This window comes from Streptococcus mitis, from assembly GCF_003942995.1.
Taxonomy (GTDB): Bacteria; Bacillota; Bacilli; order Lactobacillales; family Streptococcaceae; genus Streptococcus; species Streptococcus mitis_CV.
This window is the reverse complement of the sequence record NZ_RJOH01000005.1, coordinates 21,959-39,975: the sequence shown is the minus strand read 5'-3', so window position 1 is coordinate 39,975 and position 18,017 is coordinate 21,959. Positions and strand designations below refer to the sequence as shown.

11 protein-coding genes and 1 pseudogene are annotated in these 18,017 nt (G+C 38.0%); 11 read left to right on the top strand and 1 reads right to left on the bottom strand.

Annotation, left to right across the window (positions count from 1 at the left end; translation table 11 throughout):
- The first annotated feature begins 13 nt into the window (after window positions 1–13).
- Both D8836_RS04510 and D8836_RS04505 read left to right on the top strand, forming a co-directional pair.
- Window positions 14–874 (top strand): methionyl aminopeptidase, encoded by an 861-nt coding sequence (locus D8836_RS04510; protein WP_084887236.1) that lies wholly within the window; start codon window positions 14–16, stop codon window positions 872–874.
- Window positions 875–1,132: 258 nt separating this feature from the next.
- Window positions 1,133–1,390, top strand: a pseudogene (locus D8836_RS04505) (nucleotidyl transferase family protein); the annotation flags it as partial.
- A 53-nt stretch (window positions 1,391–1,443) separates the two neighbouring features.
- Here D8836_RS04505 and D8836_RS04500 read toward each other — a convergent pair.
- Window positions 1,444–2,292 carry a YitT family protein gene (locus D8836_RS04500; RefSeq protein ID WP_125393282.1) on the bottom strand — a complete coding sequence of 283 codons (849 nt, stop codon included), beginning with the start codon at window positions 2,290–2,292 and terminating at the stop codon, window positions 1,444–1,446.
- 140 nt (window positions 2,293–2,432) lie between these two features.
- On the opposite strand from D8836_RS04500, the gene D8836_RS04495 reads away from it, so the two are divergent.
- From D8836_RS04495 to D8836_RS04455, 9 genes are all read left to right on the top strand, one after another.
- Entirely contained in the window at window positions 2,433–3,272 is an 840-nt protein-coding gene (locus tag D8836_RS04495) for a DegV family protein (protein ID WP_045611731.1), read from the top strand.
- Window positions 3,273–3,379: 107 nt separating this feature from the next.
- Entirely contained in the window at window positions 3,380–3,655 is a 276-nt protein-coding gene (locus D8836_RS04490) for an HU family DNA-binding protein (protein WP_001284642.1), read from the top strand.
- 212 nt (window positions 3,656–3,867) lie between these two features.
- Window positions 3,868–4,575 carry a thiol-disulfide oxidoreductase-associated membrane protein CcdA2 gene (gene ccdA2, locus D8836_RS04485; protein WP_025171153.1) on the top strand — a complete coding sequence of 236 codons (708 nt, stop codon included), beginning with the start codon at window positions 3,868–3,870 and terminating at the stop codon, window positions 4,573–4,575.
- Window positions 4,576–4,586: 11 nt separating this feature from the next.
- Window positions 4,587–5,150, top strand: coding sequence for a thiol-disulfide oxidoreductase-associated lipoprotein SdbB (gene sdbB, locus D8836_RS04480; protein ID WP_125393281.1), 564 nt, complete (start codon window positions 4,587–4,589; stop codon window positions 5,148–5,150).
- A gap of 121 nt (window positions 5,151–5,271) precedes the next feature.
- A complete protein-coding gene (locus tag D8836_RS04475) occupies window positions 5,272–6,663 on the top strand; it encodes an APC family permease (RefSeq protein WP_125393280.1) in 1,392 nt (463 codons plus the stop codon).
- Between the two features lie 142 nt (window positions 6,664–6,805).
- Window positions 6,806–7,723 (top strand): zinc-binding lipoprotein AdcAII, encoded by a 918-nt coding sequence (gene adcAII, locus D8836_RS04470; RefSeq protein WP_004254291.1) that lies wholly within the window; start codon window positions 6,806–6,808, stop codon window positions 7,721–7,723.
- A 7-nt stretch (window positions 7,724–7,730) separates the two neighbouring features.
- The gene (locus D8836_RS04465; RefSeq protein WP_125393279.1) at window positions 7,731–10,832 is read left to right on the top strand and encodes a pneumococcal-type histidine triad protein; all 3,102 of its coding nucleotides are present in this window, start codon (window positions 7,731–7,733) and stop codon (window positions 10,830–10,832) included.
- A gap of 190 nt (window positions 10,833–11,022) precedes the next feature.
- Window positions 11,023–14,112 carry a pneumococcal-type histidine triad protein gene (locus D8836_RS04460; RefSeq protein WP_125393278.1) on the top strand — a complete coding sequence of 1,030 codons (3,090 nt, stop codon included), beginning with the start codon at window positions 11,023–11,025 and terminating at the stop codon, window positions 14,110–14,112.
- A gap of 290 nt (window positions 14,113–14,402) precedes the next feature.
- Window positions 14,403–18,014 carry a pneumococcal-type histidine triad protein gene (locus D8836_RS04455; RefSeq protein ID WP_125393277.1) on the top strand — a complete coding sequence of 1,204 codons (3,612 nt, stop codon included), beginning with the start codon at window positions 14,403–14,405 and terminating at the stop codon, window positions 18,012–18,014.
- Window positions 18,015–18,017 lie beyond the last annotated feature (3 nt).

The window sequence follows — 18,017 nt, the reverse complement described above, 5'->3', positions numbered from 1 at the left end:
ACTAGGAGAAAAAATGATAACATTAAAATCAGCTCGTGAAATCGAAGCTATGGACAAGGCTGGTGATTTTCTAGCAAGTATTCATATCGGCTTACGTGATTTGATTAAGCCTGGCGTAGATATGTGGGAAGTTGAAGAATATGTTCGCCGTCGATGTAAGGAAGAAAATTTCCTTCCGCTTCAGATTGGAGTTGACGGTGCAATGATGGACTATCCTTATGCTACCTGTTGCTCTCTTAATGATGAAGTGGCTCATGCTTTCCCTCGTCACTATATCTTGAAAGATGGTGATTTGCTCAAAGTTGATATGGTTTTGGGAGGTCCCATTGCTAAATCTGACCTGAATGTCTCAAAATTAAATTTCAACAATGTGGAGCAAATGAAAAAATACACTCAGAGCTATTCTGGTGGCCTAGCAGACTCTTGTTGGGCTTATGCTGTTGGTACACCGTCCGAAAAAGTGAAAAACTTGATGGATGTAACTAAAGAGGCCATGTATAAGGGGATTGAGCAGGCTGTTGTTGGAAATCGTATCGGTGATATCGGTGCGGCTATTCAAGAATACGCTGAAAGTCGTGGATACGGTGTAGTGCGAGATTTGGTTGGTCATGGTGTTGGCCCAACTATGCACGAAGAGCCAATGGTTCCCAACTATGGTATTGCAGGTCGTGGACTTCGTCTTCGTGAAGGTATGGTCTTGACCATTGAACCGATGATCAATACAGGTGACTGGGAAATCGATACAGATATGAAAACTGGCTGGGCGCATAAAACCATTGACGGTGGACTGTCATGCCAATATGAACACCAATTTGTCATTACGAAAGATGGACCTGTTATCTTGACTAGCCAAGGTGAAGAAGGGACTTATTAATAAAAAGTGAAAAGGCTGCTGGAAGTTCATTTCTAAAGAATCCACTAGATCTTTTCATATTAAATAAACGCATTGTATCATGTTTTTAAGTGCCTGATATAATGCGTTTTTCTGGTTTTAAAATTCTTACCTCAATATCTTGTACATTATTATCATTTCAAAAAATGAATTTTCTACACTGTTACACTTCAGGTAAAAAATATGTTTCAGATTTTCTATAAAAACCACAAAGATATTGGCAAACTATCTGATAAATAATTATTTCGTGTTGCCAACAAGGCTGCGATGAAGCATTTATTGCCTATCGTAGTCATGACCTTTAATGAATCTTTAAAGATTGCTTTAGAGCCTTATCATTCGGAATTGTTTTTACATATTTTGAACTCTACTGAACGTGAAAGAAAGTAAAACCGAGAGGGTGTAGAGGAATTATATCTTCTTGATTTTAGTAGTCAATTCGATACTCTCACGACAGAAGATTTAAAGGATTACTTTGATGGAGAAATTATCATTGTTTCACGTTATTATTGTAGATTCTAAAAGAAATCAATTCAGTACATTACCTCTTTTTATTCTTTTTCAAAAGTAAAGCCTTCGCCAAGGATTTCGTGAGCTTCTGTAATGGTTATAAAGGCTTGAGGATCAATTCGATGAATCATTTCCTTCATTTTCACAATTTCATTTCTTCCGACAATACAGTAAATTATTTTTAAATCTTCTCGACTATAATAACCTTGACCTGAGATGAAAGTAACGCCTCTTCCTAGGTCATCATTAATCGCCTTAGCAAGTTGGTCAGGACGTTTTGTGATAATCATAAATCCTTTACCTGCATAGCCACCTTCGCCGATCAAATCAATAACACGAGAAACGATAAAATCAAATAAGAGCGTGTAGGTAACTAATCTCAGATCCTTAAAGATTAGGAGAATAAGCATGAGAATACAAAAATCTAAGATAAAAAGCAGTTTCCCCATAGATATATGAGTGTATTTATTGAGAATACGAGCTAGAATATCAGTACCACCAGTTGTACCTCCAGCATTAAAGATAATTCCAAGACCAATTCCCAATAGAATTCCAGCTATAAGGGCAGTGATTAGTAAATCACCTTGAAGATCAATATGAAGGGGAATACGTTCAAAAAAGGCCAACCAGGCTGACAAGGCTAAGGTTCCTAGTAAACTAGAATAGAGGGACTTTGCTCCAAAAATCTTCCAAGCTAGTATGAAAAGGGGAATATTAATCAGCAGGTTCATGAGAGAAACAGGGATTTTAAAAAGATAAAAGGTGATAAGGGTAATACCTGTCGCCCCTCCTTCAAAGAGATGATGAGGAACTACAAAATAAGTTAGACCAAAAGCATAGATAGCAGCACCTAGTAAAATGGTTAAAATGGGATAAATTTTTTTAATCATAGGGACCTCTTTTCTTATAAGTAGATTATATCAAATTTTTAAGGAAAATTTGAATGACTCCATTAGGATTTTTAATCTTTTTTTGATATAATTAAAAGTAAGAAAACCAATCTGAATCCTAAAATAGAAAGATTGATACTATGACAAAAATTAAGATTGTAACCGATTCATCTGTTACTATTGAACCTGAACTAGTAAAACAATTAGATATCACTGTTGTTCCGTTATCTGTAATGATTGATAATGTTGTTTATTCTGATGCGGATTTGAAAGAAGAAGGTAAATTTCTTCAGTTGATGCAAGCAAGTAAGAATCTCCCGAAAACAAGCCAGCCCCCTGTAGGTGTCTTCGCTGAAGTTTTTGAAGACCTATGCAAGGATGGTAGCCAGATTCTTGCTATTCATATGTCCCATGCTCTTTCTGGTACTGTAGAAGCAGCGCGACAGGGTGCTAGTTTATCTACTGCCGACGTGACAGTTATTGATAGTTCCTTCACTGACCAAGCCCTGAAATTCCAGGTTGTTGAGGCTGCGAAGTTAGCACAAGAAGGAAAAGATATGGATGCAATTTTATCTCATATAGAAGAGGTAAAAAAACACACAGAACTCTATATTGGTGTTTCTACTTTGGAAAATCTTGTCAAAGGTGGACGAATTGGCCGTGTAACTGGATTGTTGAGCTCCCTTCTCAATATACGTGTTGTCATGCAGATGAAAGACCATGAATTGCAGCCAATCGTAAAAGGGCGTGGAGCTAAAACTTTTAAAAAATGGTTGGATGAGCTGACAAGTTCGCTAACTGAACGTTCTGTAGCAGAGATTGGAATTTCATATTCTGGTAGTGCTGATTGGGCAAAAGAGATGAAAGAAAGCTTACAAGCTTATGTTGAAAAGCCAATTTCTGTTTTGGAAACGGGTTCCATTATTCAAACTCACACGGGTGAGAACGCTTGGGCTATTTTAGTACGTTACTACTCTTAAAAAAATAAATAAAATGGGAAGAAATAGCGTTTTTAACTTGACCTAAAAGGGATTTTAGGATATGATTATAATTGTTAATTAGAAATTAAATTGGAGGAATCATTAACATGGCAAACAAACAAGATTTGATCGCTAAAGTAGCAGAAGCTACAGAATTGACTAAGAAAGACTCAGCAGCAGCAGTTGAAGCTGTATTCTCAGCAGTAGCTGACTACCTTGCAGCTGGTGAAAAAGTTCAATTGATCGGTTTTGGTAACTTTGAAGTTCGTGAGCGTGCTGCACGTAAAGGTCGCAACCCACAAACTGGTAAAGAAATCACAATTGCAGCTTCTAAAGTACCAGCATTCAAAGCTGGTAAAGCTCTTAAAGACGCTGTTAAATAATCAACCTTTAAAAAGCCTATTGTATCAAGTTTTCTAGCTTGAGCAGTAGGCTTTTTTGTGTATAGGGAGGCAAAAAAGGGCCAGAATCTGAATGAACTAGTACCGGAAAATCTTTCAAATACAGACTAATTCAAATTGCGTAGCAGAAATCATACAAATGAAATTGATTATAGTAAAATAGGATTAGAATTATTAAGAAAGTTGGTTCTTTATTGGAAACGATAGTATTTTCAATCTCCGTTTTTTTAGCAGGGATCTTGTCCTTCTTTTCCCCTTGCATTTTTCCTCTGTTACCTGTTTATACTGGAATTTTGCTGGATGATCAGGAAAGCGCAAAAAGCTTTTCTTTGTTTGGGAGAAAGGTTGCCTGGTCAGGTCTGATTCGAACTCTTTGCTTTATCGCAGGCATTTCACTCATTTTCTTTATTCTAGGATTCGGTGCTGGTTACTTTGGTAATATTCTCTACACCAATTGGTTTCGATATACCATGGGAACAATTATTATCATTTTAGGCCTTCACCAGATGGAAATTTTTCATTTTAAGAAATTAGAGGTTCAAAAAAGCTTTACTTTTAAGAAATCAGAAGCCAATCGTTATTGGTCAGCCTTTTTACTCGGTATTACTTTTAGCTTTGGTTGGACGCCTTGTATTGGTCCAGTTTTAAGTTCTGTTTTAGCGCTTGCGGCTTCTGGAGGCAATGGTGCTTGGCAAGGAGCTATCTATACCTTGATTTATACTCTAGGGATGGCTATTCCTTTCTTGGTTTTGGCTCTAGCTTCTGGTGTAGTGATGCCTTATTTTAGTAAAATCAAACGTCATATGATGTTACTGAAGAAAATTGGTGGTTTGCTCATTATTTTAATGGGAATTTTGTTACTATTAGGACAAGTAAATGTTCTAGCTGGAATTTTTGAATAAAGGAGAAAAAGATGAAAAAAGTAATGTTTGCTGGCTTAAGCCTCTTGTCATTAGTCGTATTGATAGCCTGTGGTGAGGAAGAGACTAAAAAGACTCAAGCACCAGAACAAACTCCAAAACAACAACAAACGACTGTACAACAAATTGCTGTTGGAAAAGATGCGCCAGATTTTACCTTGCAATCAATGGATGGCAAAGAAGTTAAGCTATCTGATTATAAGGGTAAAAAGGTTTATTTGAAGTTTTGGGCTTCATGGTGTGGTCCATGTAAAAAAAGTATGCCTGAGTTGATGGAATTAGCTGCAAAACAAGATCGTGACTTCGAAATTCTTACTGTTATTGCACCAGGAATTCAAGGTGAAAAAACTGTTGAGCAATTCCCACAATGGTTCCAAGATCAAGGTTATAAGGATATCCCAGTTCTTTATGACACAAAAGCAACCACATTCCAAGCTTATCAAATTCGAAGCATTCCTACAGAATACCTAATTGACAGTCAAGGAAAGATTGGAAAGATTCAATTTGGTGCTATCAGCAATGCGGATGCAGAAGCAGCCTTTAAAGAAATGAACTAGAATAGATAAAAATCTGATTACAAGATGTAGTCAGATTTTTTTAGGAAAATGTTTTATAAATATTCACAAATATCCTATATTTATGGTAAAATAGAATCATCATTTTATTTTGGAGTCAAAGATGAATATATTTAGAACAAAAAATGTTAGTTTGGATAAAACGGAGATGCACAGGCATTTGAAGTTATGGGATTTGATTTTGCTGGGTATCGGAGCNATGGTAGGGACAGGTGTCTTTACAATAACAGGTACTGCAGCCGCAACTCTAGCGGGTCCAGCCCTAGTGATTTCAATCGTCATTTCTGCCTTGTGTGTAGGATTATCAGCCCTCTTTTTTGCAGAATTTGCTTCACGAGTACCCGCTACAGGTGGTGCCTACAGCTATCTCTATGCTATTTTAGGAGAATTCCCAGCTTGGTTGGCTGGTTGGTTAACCATGATGGAATTCATGACAGCCATATCTGGTGTGGCTTCGGGTTGGGCAGCTTATTTTAAAGGCTTGCTTTCTCAATATGGGATAGCCCTTCCTCAGGCTTTAAATGGTACCTTTAATCCTCAAGCAGGGACATTTGTTGATTTATTGCCTATTCTTGTCTTGGTCTTGGTGACCTCACTTGTTTTACTCAATGCTAAAGCAGCATTACGTTTTAATTCTATTCTAGTTATTTTGAAATTTTCCGCTTTAGCTCTCTTTGTTTTAGTAGGAATCTGGCATATCAAGCTTGATAATTGGAGTAATTTTGCTCCCTATGGTTTTGGACAAATCTATGGTGCTAGTACTGGTATTATGGCTGGTGCGTCCTTGATGTTCTTTGGTTTTTTGGGGTTTGAATCCATCTCTATGGCTGTAGATGAGGTCAAGACTCCTCAAAAAAATATTCCTAGAGGGATTGTCTTATCGCTTTCTATCGTAACTATTCTTTATGCCTTGGTGACTCTTGTTTTGACTGGTGTGGTTCACTATAGTCACCTAAATGTCGACGATGCCGTTGCCTTTGCTCTTCGCAGCATTGGGATTAGTTGGGCAGCCAACTATGTGTCATTAGTGGCTATTTTGACCTTGATTACGGTTTGTATCTCGATGACCTATGCCCTATCGCGTATGATTTACAGTTTAGCGCGTGACGGCTTGATGCCTGCTACCTTTAAAGAACTAACCAAAACAAGCAAGGTACCAAAAAATGCTACTATCTTGACCGGTCTAGCTTCAGCAGTAGCAGCAGGAATGTTCCCTCTTGCTAGTATCGCAGCCTTCTTAAATATTTGTACCTTGGCCTACTTGATCATGCTGGCTTATGGTCTGATTCGTTTACGGAAAGAAAAAGGAATGCCCAAAGCTGGAGAATTTAAAACACCATTAGTACCCTTATTACCTATTTTATCAATCATCATTTGTTTATCCTTTATGTTGCAGTATAATATGGAAACCTGGATTGCTTTCCTAGTTGCATTGTTGATAGGAAGTATCATTTACTTTTCTTATGGCTATAAGCATTCTACCATAGAAGAATAAAGTGAGAATCTGTTGAGTTATTGAAACTCAGCAGATTTTTATATGTGAAAGAAATTTCAAATTTTTTCTAAAAATAGCTTGACAGATTAAATTTTTAGGAGTAGAATGTTTACCAGTTAATTAAATAGTTAAGGAGTTATCTATGAAGAAAAAAAGTTTATTTTTAGTATTGTTAAGTGTCTTTCTTTTGTGTTTAAGTGCTTGTGGGCAGAAGGAAAGTCAGACAGGGAAAGGGATGAAAATTGTAACAAGTTTTTATCCTGTCTATGCTATGGTCAAGGAAGTATCTGGTGACTTGAATGATGTTCGGATGATTCAGTCAAGTAGTGGGATTCACTCCTTTGAACCTTCGGCAAATGATATCGCAGCCATCTATGATGCAGATGTCTTTGTTTACCATTCGCATACGCTCGAATCTTGGGCAGGAAGCCTGGATCCCAATCTAAAAAAATCTAAAGTTAAGGTTTTAGAGGCTTCTGAAGGAATGACCTTAGACCGTGTCCCAGGGCTAGAAGATGTGGAAGCAGGGGATGGAGTTGATGAAAAAACGCTCTATGACCCTCACACTTGGCTAGATCCTGAAAAAGCTGGCGAAGAAGCTCAGATTATCGCTGATAAACTTTCAGAGGTGGATAGTGAACATAAAGAAACTTATCAAAAAAATGCGCAAGCCTTTATCAAAAAAGCTCAAGAATTGACTAAGAAATTCCAGCCTAAATTTGAAAAAGCGAGTCAGAAAACTTTTGTAACACAGCATACAGCCTTTTCTTATCTTGCTAAGCGATTTGGACTCAATCAACTTGGTATTGCAGGTATCTCTCCAGAACAAGAACCAAGTCCAAGACAACTAACAGAAATTCAGGAATTTGTTAAAACCTATAAGGTTAAAACAATTTTTACAGAAAGTAATGCTTCTTCAAAAGTAGCTGAAACTCTTGTCAAATCAACAGGTGTGGGGCTTAAAACTCTGAATCCTTTAGAGGCAGACCCACAAAATGACAAGACTTACCTAGAAAATCTTGAAGAAAATATGAGTGTTCTAGCAGAAGAATTAAAGTGAGAAAAGAATGAAAATCAATAAAAAATATGTAGCGGGTTCGGTGGCAGTTCTTGCCCTAAGTGTTTGTTCCTATGAACTTGGACGGTACCAAGCTGGTCAAATTAAGAAAGATTCTAATCGAGTTGCTTATATAGATGGTGATCAGGCTGGTCAAAAGGCAGACAACTTGACACTAGATGAAGTTAGTAAGAGAGAGGGAATCAACGCCGAACAAATTGTTATCAAGATTACGGATCAAGGTTATGTGACCTCTCATGGAGACCATTATCATTACTATAATGGCAAGGTTCCTTATGACGCTATCATCAGTGAAGAACTCCTCATGAAAGATTTGAATTATCAGTTGAAGGATTCAGACATTGTCAATGAAATCAAGGGTGGCTATGTGATTAAGGTAGACGGGAAATACTATGTTTACCTTAAGGATGCGACTCATGCGGACAATATTCGGACAAAAGAAGAGATTAAACGTCAGAAGCAGGAACACAGTCATAATCATGGAGGCGGTTCTAACGATCAGGCGGTAGTTGCAGCCAGAGCCCAAGGACGCTATACAACGGATGATGGGTATATCTTTAATGCATCTGATATCATAGAAGACACGGGTGATGCCTATATCGTTCCTCATGGCAATCACTTCCACTATATTCCTAAGAGTGATTTGTCTGCCAGTGAATTAGCTGCTGCCCAAGCCTTCTTATCTGGAAAAGGTGGCCAATTAAGTACGGTTGAATATCGTTCTAGCAGAGCTGAAACAAGATCTACTCTAAGAACGAGTCAATCTGAGACACCTCAAAATCCTGCAACAGATTCTGAAAGTCAAAGTGAGGATTTAGCTAGTCTCCTTCAAGAATTGTACACTTTGCCACTTAGCCAACGTCATGTGGAGTCTGATGGCTTAGTATTTGACCCAGCACAGATTACAAAACGTACTGCAAATGGTGTGGCAGTGCCTCACGGGGATCATTTCCATTTCATTCCTTATTCGCAAATGTCTGCTTTGGAAGAAAAATTGGCTCGAAATCTACCAATTGGAGGTCAGCCAGTTCAAAGTCATTCTGATAATACGAAACCAAGCAGTCCTGAGAAACCAAGTTCAACACCAAGTTCAACCATTAAACCAAACTTTAATCTCAATACGCCGGCACCAAATCGAGGAACTGGAGGCGCTTATACAACGGATGATGGGTATGTCTTTAGTCCGACAGATGTGATTGAAGATACAGGAGACGCTTTTGTTGTACCGCACGGCAATCATTTCCACTATATCCCTAAGAGTGATTTGTCAGCAGGAGAACTGGCTGCCGCCCAAGCCTATTGGAATGGTAAACAGGGCTCACATTCTGTTACAAGTTCAAGTAAACCAAGTAGTGATAATGCTAAACCAGCCCAACCAAGTTTGACAGAGACTCCAAATCTGACTGTTACCCCAACATATCATCAAAATCAAGAGGAAGACATTCCAAGCCTTTTACGTGAATTGTATGCCAAACCCTTATCAGAACGCCATGTGGAATCGGATGGTCTAGTCTTTGATCCGGCACAAATTATCAAACGTACAGCTAACGGTGTTGCAGTGCCTCACGGAGATCATTATCACTTTATCCCTTATTCACAAATGTCACCGCTGGAAGAAAAATTGGCTCGTATGATAGCTGTTAAGGGACAAAATGGCAGTGTCTTGCCAAGTGTTACTCCTCTGAAGCCAGCGCCTACTACCAAACCTCAAGCACCGGTGGAAAATAAACCGACTGAATTTGATGTCAACCAGATTGTTAGAAAAGTTGGGGATGGATATATTATCGAAGATAAGGGCGCTAGTCGTTATGTTCTAGCTAAAGACTTAGCCAAGGATAAGATTGACGCTATTGAAAATCTCTTGTCTAAGAAAACTCAAGAGACACATGCGCTAGTTGCGAAGAAAGAAAATGTCGCTCCTCGTGACCAAGAATTTTATGATAAAGCATATAATTTATTGGCCAAGGCTCATAAAGCCTTATCTGAAAATAAAGGTCGCGTTTCTGATTTCCAAGCCTTAGACAAATTAGCGGAACGCTTGAATGATGAATCTTCTAATAAAGGAAAATTGGTAGATGATTTATTGTCATTCTTAGCACCAATTACCCATCCAGAGCGACTTGGAAAACCAAATTCTCAAATTGCTTATACAGACGATGAAATTAAATTAGCGAAATTAGCAGGTAAGTATACAACAGAAGATGGCTATATCTTTGACACTCGTGATATTACCAGTGATGAGGGAGATGCTTATGTAACTCCACATATGTCCCATAGTCATTGGATTAAGAAAGAGAGCTTGTCTGAAGCTGAAAGAGTGGCAGCCCAGGCTTATGCTAAAGAGAAAGGTTTGATACCTCCTTCAACAGAGAATCAGGGTTCAGGACATACTGAGGTTAAAGGAGTAGAAGCAATCTATAACAAAGTGGAAGCAGCTAAGAAGGTCCCACTTGATCATATTCCTTACAATCTACAACATACTGTTGAAGTTAAAAATGGTAGCTTAATTATACCTCATTACGACCATTACCATAACATTAAATTTGGTTGGTTTGACGAAGGACTCTATGAAGCACCTAAGGGTTATAGCCTTGAGGATCTCTTTGCGACTGTAAAATATTATGTTGAACATCCTGAAGAACGTCCTCACTCAGATAATGGTTGGGGAAATGCCAGCGACCATGTTCGTAAAAATAAGGCAGACAAAGACAGTAAATCTGATGAAGATAAGGAAGATCATCATGAATCAGACGAGTCAACCCGTCCTGAATCCAATGAAAAAGAAAATCATACAGGTTCAACCCCTTCAGTAGATAATCTTTATAAACCGAGCACTGATGAAGACGAGACAGAAGAAGTATCTAAAGATACAACAGACGAAGCTGAAGTCCCTCAAGTAGAAACCGAAAAAGTAGAAGCCAAACTCAAAGAAGTAGAAGCTCTACTTGCTAAAGTAACGGATGCTAGTTTGAAAGACAATGTGACAGAGAGCCTATCTGGTTTACGAAATAATCTGAGTCTCCAAACCATGGATAATAATGGTATCATGGCAGAAGCAGAAAAATTACTTGCGTTGTTAAAAAGAAAGTAATCCTCCATCTGTAAGTAAGGAAAAATCAACTAATGAAAAATGAAAGTCTCGATAAAGAGGCTTTCATTTTTATTATGTATATACGAAAAATTCTTGACAAGCAATACTAAAAAGAGTAAACTATTAACTAGTTAATTAACTGGTTCATCATTTTGTGGAGAATCAAATATATTTAAGAAAAGAGGAAAGAATGAAAATTAATAAAAAATATCTAGTAGGTTCGGTGGCAGTTCTTGCCCTAAGTGTTTGTTCCTATGAGCTTGGTCGTTACCAAGCTAGTCAAGTTAAGAAAGATTCGAATCGAGTTGCTTATATAGACGGTGATCAGGTTGGTCAAAAGGCAGAGAACTTGACACCAGATGAAGTTAGTAAGAGAGAGGGAATCAACGCCGAACAAATTGTTATCAAAATTACGGATCAAGGTTATGTGACCTCTCATGGAGACCATTATCATTACTATAATGGCAAGGTTCCTTATGATGCCATCATCAGTGAAGAACTCCTCATGAAAGATTTGAATTATCAGTTGAAGGATTCAGACATTGTCAATGAAATCAAGGGTGGCTATGTAATTAAGGTAGACGGTAAATACTATGTTTACCTTAAGGATGCCGCCCATGCGGACAATATTCGTACAAAAGAAGAGATTAAACGTCAGAAGCAGGAACACAGTAGTAATCACGGAGGTGGTTCTAACGATCAGGCAGTAGTTGCAGCCAGAGCTCAAGGACGCTATACAACAGATGATGGGTATATCTTCAATGCATCTGATATCATTGAGGACACGGGTGATGCTTATATTGTTCCTCATGGCAATCACTTCCACTATATTCCTAAGAGTGACTTGTCTGCCAGTGAATTAGCTGCTGCCCAAGCCTTCTTATCTGGAAAAGGCGGCCAATTAAGTACGGTTGAATATCGTTCTAGCAGGGGAGAAACAAGATCTAGCGCTAGAACGAGTCAATCTGATACACCTCAAAATCCTGCAACAGATTCTGAAAGTCAAAGTGAGGATTTAGCTAGTCTCCTTCAAGAATTATACGCTTTGCCACTTAGCCAACGTCATGTGGAGTCTGATGGATTAGTATTTGACCCAGCACAGATTACAAAACGTACTGCCAATGGTGTGGCAGTTCCTCACGGGGATCATTTCCATTTCATTCCTTATTCGCAAATGTCTGCTTTGGAAGAAAAATTGGCTCGAAATCTACCAATTGGAGGTCAGCCAGTTCAAAGTCAATCTGACAATACGAAACCAAGCAGTACCGATAAACCAAGTTCAACACCAAGTTCAACCATTAAACCAAACTTTAATCTCAATACGCAGGCACCAAATCGAGGAACTGGAGGCGCTTATACAACGGATGATGGGTATGTCTTTAGTCCGACAGATGTGATTGAAGATACAGGAGACGCTTTTATTGTACCGCACGGCAACCATTTTCACTATATACCAAAAGGCGCTTTGTCTGCAGGGGAATTAGCTACAGCCCAAGCTTATTGGAATGGTAAACAGTCTCATTCTGCTACAAGTTCAAGTAAACCAAGTAGTGATAATGCTAAACCAGCCCAACCAAGTTTGACAGAGACTCCAAATCTGACTGTTACTCCAACATATCATCAAAGTCAAGGGGAAGACATTTCAACACTTCTAAGTGAATTATATGCCAAACCTTTGTCAGAACGCCATGTGGAGTCTGATGGATTAGTATTTGACCCAGCACAAATCATCAAACGTACAGCTAACGGTGTAGCAGTGCCTCACGGAGACCATTATCACTTTATCCCTTATTCACAAATGACTGATTTAGAGCAGAAGATTGCTAGAATTATTCCGTTAAAAGGGCAAAATGGATTAAATCAAATTGGTACAGATATTAAACCTTTAGTATCAAAAGAAGTAGTTCATAAGTTCTTAGGACAACCAATCAAAGCTTATGGAAAAGGTTTAGATGGTAAACCTTATGATACGAGTGATGGATACATATTTACCAAAGATTCCATCGATTCTGTTGATAAATCAGGTGTTATTGCCAAACACGGTGATCATTTCCATTATATGGGATATGGTGAATTAGAACAATTCGAATTGGATGAAGTTGCTAAATGGATTCAAGAAACTGGTAAAAATCCCGATGACATCGTTTCTTCAGTTCACTCAGATGAGAAGGAAAGACCAAAGTTTGATTATAAAAAAGTAACTAGTAAAGTTTCTAGAAATAGTAAAGTTGGTTATATAATTAATGAAGGTGGTAAAGATTATTTTTATTCACGTGAAGAACTCGATCTTACTCAAATAGCTTTTTCTGAGCAGGAACTAATGCTTAAAGATAAAGATAATTATCGTTATGATATTGTAGAAACAGAAATTAAACCAAGATTAGCTGTTGATGTATCTAGCTTGCCTATGCATGCAGCCAATACTACGTATGATACTGGAACTTCCTTCATTATTCCGCATATCGATCACATTCACGTCGTACCTTATTCTTGGTTAAATAGTGAGCAAATAGCAACTATAAAATATGTAATGCAACATCCTGATGTGCGTCCTGAAGTTTGGTCAAAACCAGGTCATGATGATGCTGGATCTGTTATTGCTAATGTAACTCCTCTTGAAAAACGTCCTGGAATGAAGAACTGGCAAATTATCCATTCTGCGGAAGAAGTTCAGAAAGCACTTAAAGAAGGCAAGTTTGCAACTCCTGATGGATATATTTTTGATCCTCAGGATGTATTGGCAAAGGGAACCTATATTTGGGCAGATAAATCTTTCAGTATTCCAAAAGCTAGTGGTGATTCATTGAGAAGTATCAATCAGTCTGATTTATCAGATAAAGAGTGGAAACAAGCTCAAGAGTTGATAGCTAAAAGAAATGAAGAAAAAGAAACAACAAATGATTCTTCTAATTCACATCTAGTTTCTTCAGATAAGAAATCGGAAACAAAGAAAGATGCAACGGATTCAAACAAAGTTGATGAACAACCAAAGGATAATAAATCTCAAAATGAGGCAGATGCGACTAGCAGCAATCCTTCAGTCGAAAAAGTTGGTGAAGAAGAAAAATCACATGCAGAAAATAAAGAAGATGATTATGATGATATACCAGATTATGGATTAGATAAGGATACTTTAAAAAATCATATAAATCAAATAGCACAAATTGCTCAAATTGATTCTAAATATCTTATTTTTTCATCAGAAGGAGTTCAGTTTTATAATAAGAATGGGGATTTAGTAACCTATGATATTAAAACTCTTAAGCAAATAAAACCTTAGAATATTTTGACTAATGAGCATCTAGTTGAAAGGATATTGTTCTATTATTGGATAGAATAATGTCCTTTTATTTGTTAATAAAAAGATGAAATTTCCTGTCTAAAAAATGAAGAAAGGATTCTTAAAGTAATAATTTTATTCTCTTTCACTAAAAATCTTGACAGATAAGCTAAAAAAAGGTAAACTATTTACTGGTTAATTAAATGGTTAAATAACCGGTTTAGAAAAATTGTTTAACCGAGAAAAAGAAGTTAAGAAATAGCTTCATCATTTATTGAAATGAGGGATTTATGAAATTCAGTAAAAAATATATAGCAGCTGGATCAGCTGTTATCGTATCCTTGAGTCTTTGTGCCTATGCACTGAACCAGCATCGCTCGCNGGAAAATAAGGACGATAATCGTGTCTCTTATGTGGATGGTAGTCAGTCAAGTCAGAAAACTGAAAACCTGACACCAGATCAGGTTAGCCAAAAAGAAGGAATTCAGGCTGAGCAAATTGTTATTAAGATTACAGATCAAGGCTATGTAACGTCACACGGTGATCACTATCATTACTATAATGGGAAAGTTCCTTACGATGCCCTCTTTAGTGAAGAACTTTTGATGAAGGATCCAAACTTTCAACTTAAAGATGGAGATATTGTCAATGAGGTCAAGGGTGGCTATATCATCAAGGTCGATGGAAAATATTATGTCTACCTGAAAGATGCAGATCATGCTGATAATGTTCGAACCAAGGATGAAATCAATCGTCAAAAACAAGAACATGTCAAAGATGATGAGAAGGTCAGCTCTGAAGTTGCTGTAGCAAGGTCTCAGGGACGCTATACGACAGATGATGGTTATGTCTTTAATCCAGCTGATATTATTGAAGATACTGGTGATGCTTATATCGTTCCTCACGGAGGACACTATCACTACATTCCAAAAAGTGATTTGTCTGCTAGTGAATTAGCAGCCGCAAAAGCATATTTATCAGGGAATACTACAGCTCTCAGTCAACCTTTATCGGTGACACCGAATAATGGTGTTACTGCAGCAGATGATGGTTATGTCTTTAACCCTAATGACATTGTCAGAGATACCGGTGATGCTTATATAGTAAGACATGGGGACCACTATCATTATATTCCTAAGTCATCTCTTAACAATCCCCCATCACACTCTAACACGGAAGAGGTAGGAAGTTCTTCTAATACTGGATCAAGTAATGCGACTTCACATGTCCACCATGAGGAAGAAGATGGTCATGGTTTTGATGCCAATCGAATTATAAGTGAAGATTCAGAAGGTTTTGTCATGACTCATGGCGACCACAATCATTACTTCTTTAAGAAAGATTTGACAGCAGACCAAATTAAGGCGGCTCAGGATCACTTGAAAGGGGCAAATACGACAACACCAAGTGCATCTCATGATGATCACGATGAAGAAGAGCATGACCACCATCATGGTGAAGACCATGATCACAGGTTTGATGCAAATAGAGTTATCAGTGAAGATGCGGCAGGATTTGTCATGACTCATGGCGACCACAATCATTACTTCTTTAAGAAGGATTTGACACCTGAGCAAATTAAGGCAGCTCAAGATCATTTGAGAGGTAAAACGCCAGTAACACCAAGTCCAGCACATGATGACGATGACGATCATGATGAAGAAGCACATGGTCATCACCATGAAGAACACGGCCATGATTTTGATGCCAATCGAGTTATTAGTGAAGATGCTGCTGGTTTCATCATGAGCCACGGCGACCATAATCATTACTTCTTCAAGAAGGATTTGACTGCTGATCAAATCAAGGCAGCGCAAGACCACTTGAAAGAGGCAAATACAGCAACACCAAATCCAGCTCATGATGACGATCACGATGAAGATCATCATGGACACCATCATGATGAAGACCATGATCACGGCTTTGATGCCAATCGTGTCATCAGTGAGGATGAGCAAGGTTTTGTCATGAGTCACGGCGACCATAATCATTACTTCTTCAAGAAAGATTTGACAGCAGAGCAAATTAAGGCTGCACAAGACCATTTGAAAACACATCATGATGCAGAGCCTGTAAAACCTCTTGCTAAAACGGTAGAGTCTTTCTCAAGAGATGCTAGCGATGAAGAAAAGATTGCTTATATTTCTAAAACATACGGAGTTCCAGTTGAAGCGATTAGAATTTCAAACGGATTCTTTGTTTTTGGAAATCCAGACCAAGCCTACGATCCAACTCATATCCATCCCTATGCTGTTCGTAAAGAACACGTTCGGATTCCTCTTCAAACTGGCAATCCAGAACTTGATTTCCTAAATGAACTTTACACGACTGCTTTGCGAGATGGTGTGTCTCCTTATAGTTTACAGGTAGAAAATGGTAGTTTTGTGATTCCTCATGGCGACCATAATCACTACATCAAGGTTCAAACTAAGGGATATGAAGTGGCTTTGAAAAACAAGATTCCAGCCCTACAATCCAATTATCAACCTGGAGCTTTTGATGAGAAGACAGTCTTGGAAAAAGTAGATCAACTTCTAGCTGATAGCAGAAGCATCTACAAAGACAAGCCTATCGAACAAAGACAGATTGAGTTAGCCTTAGGACAGTTTACTGAAAACATGAAGAAATTGGCAACTAACTCTACAGCAGGTTATCTTGCAACCCTTGATCTCTTTGATAAGCAATATATCCATATTGATGAGAGTGTCAAGCCTACTGAAACAAGTGCTTTAGATAAAAAATATCAAGCCTTGATTGATAAAATCAATACTCTGGATACAGACGCTTATGGACTTCCTAAGAAAGACCTTCTCGTTCGACTCCAAGAAGCTAAATTGGCTAAAGATGAGACTGGTTTAGCAGCGGTTGAATCACAACTTCAAGCCTTGCAAGACTTTAATGATCGAACAGGCGTTACAACAGTTGAATACATCAAGTATTTCTACGAACACGTAAATGACGGTCGTTTAAATGATGAACTTCGAAACAAAGTGGCTCAGTTGACTTGGACCTTGTATCAATCTCAATCCTTCCTTAAGGCAGCAGAATTGAACAAATTATTCCCAAGCATCTATCAGGCAAAACAAGAAGTGGAAGAAGCTTTGAAAGCTCAATCAACTACTGCTAAATCGACTCAGACAGTTCTAGATACTGAAAAAGTTGATAATCAAACTGCCAAGACAGCTATTTATGGCTTCTTGAAAGAATTGTATGGAGACTTTATGCCTGAAGAACATGTCAATCATGTTAGCAAGGAACAAGTAGAAAGTCTCTTGAGCAAGGCAACTCAACTCTTAGATCAAATCCAAGAAGAAGGAATCAGACAATCCTTAGCAGAAGAAGTAGAAAATCTCAAAGTTGCTACAAACAAGGCTGATGCAGACTTGAATGAAGTAAACAGTCAGGTAAAAGATGTCTTGACTCGTATCGCTAGCGCTCTTCAACAAGAAAAGGAAAATGCTGAGCAAGATCCTCAGACACTTGTACTCTATCAAAAACTCTACGATATTCTTATGTCGCTTCATGCTTATTTAGAAAACAATAAGGGTTCTGATGCAGACTTTGATAAGGTGGATGCATTACTAGATCAACTTTCTGCTAAGAGTAAAGATAAGGCTGCTTTACTTGAATTGACAAAAGCTATTCTGGTCTTGAATCAAGAAATCAAGTCAAAATCAAGCGCAAGTGAAGAAACAACTCCAGCGACAAATGCTGAGTCAAATGGTGACAAGACAAGTACCGAAACTGAAACATCAGCAACTGCAGAATCAAATAGTGAAACTGCAAGCGACGAAAACAAACCAAGCAACACAAGAGATTCTAAACCTGCTGAACCAGCTTCAGAAAAGGAAACAACAGAATCTACAACAAGTACTGGAAATCAAGAAAAACCAGCAGAATAAAAA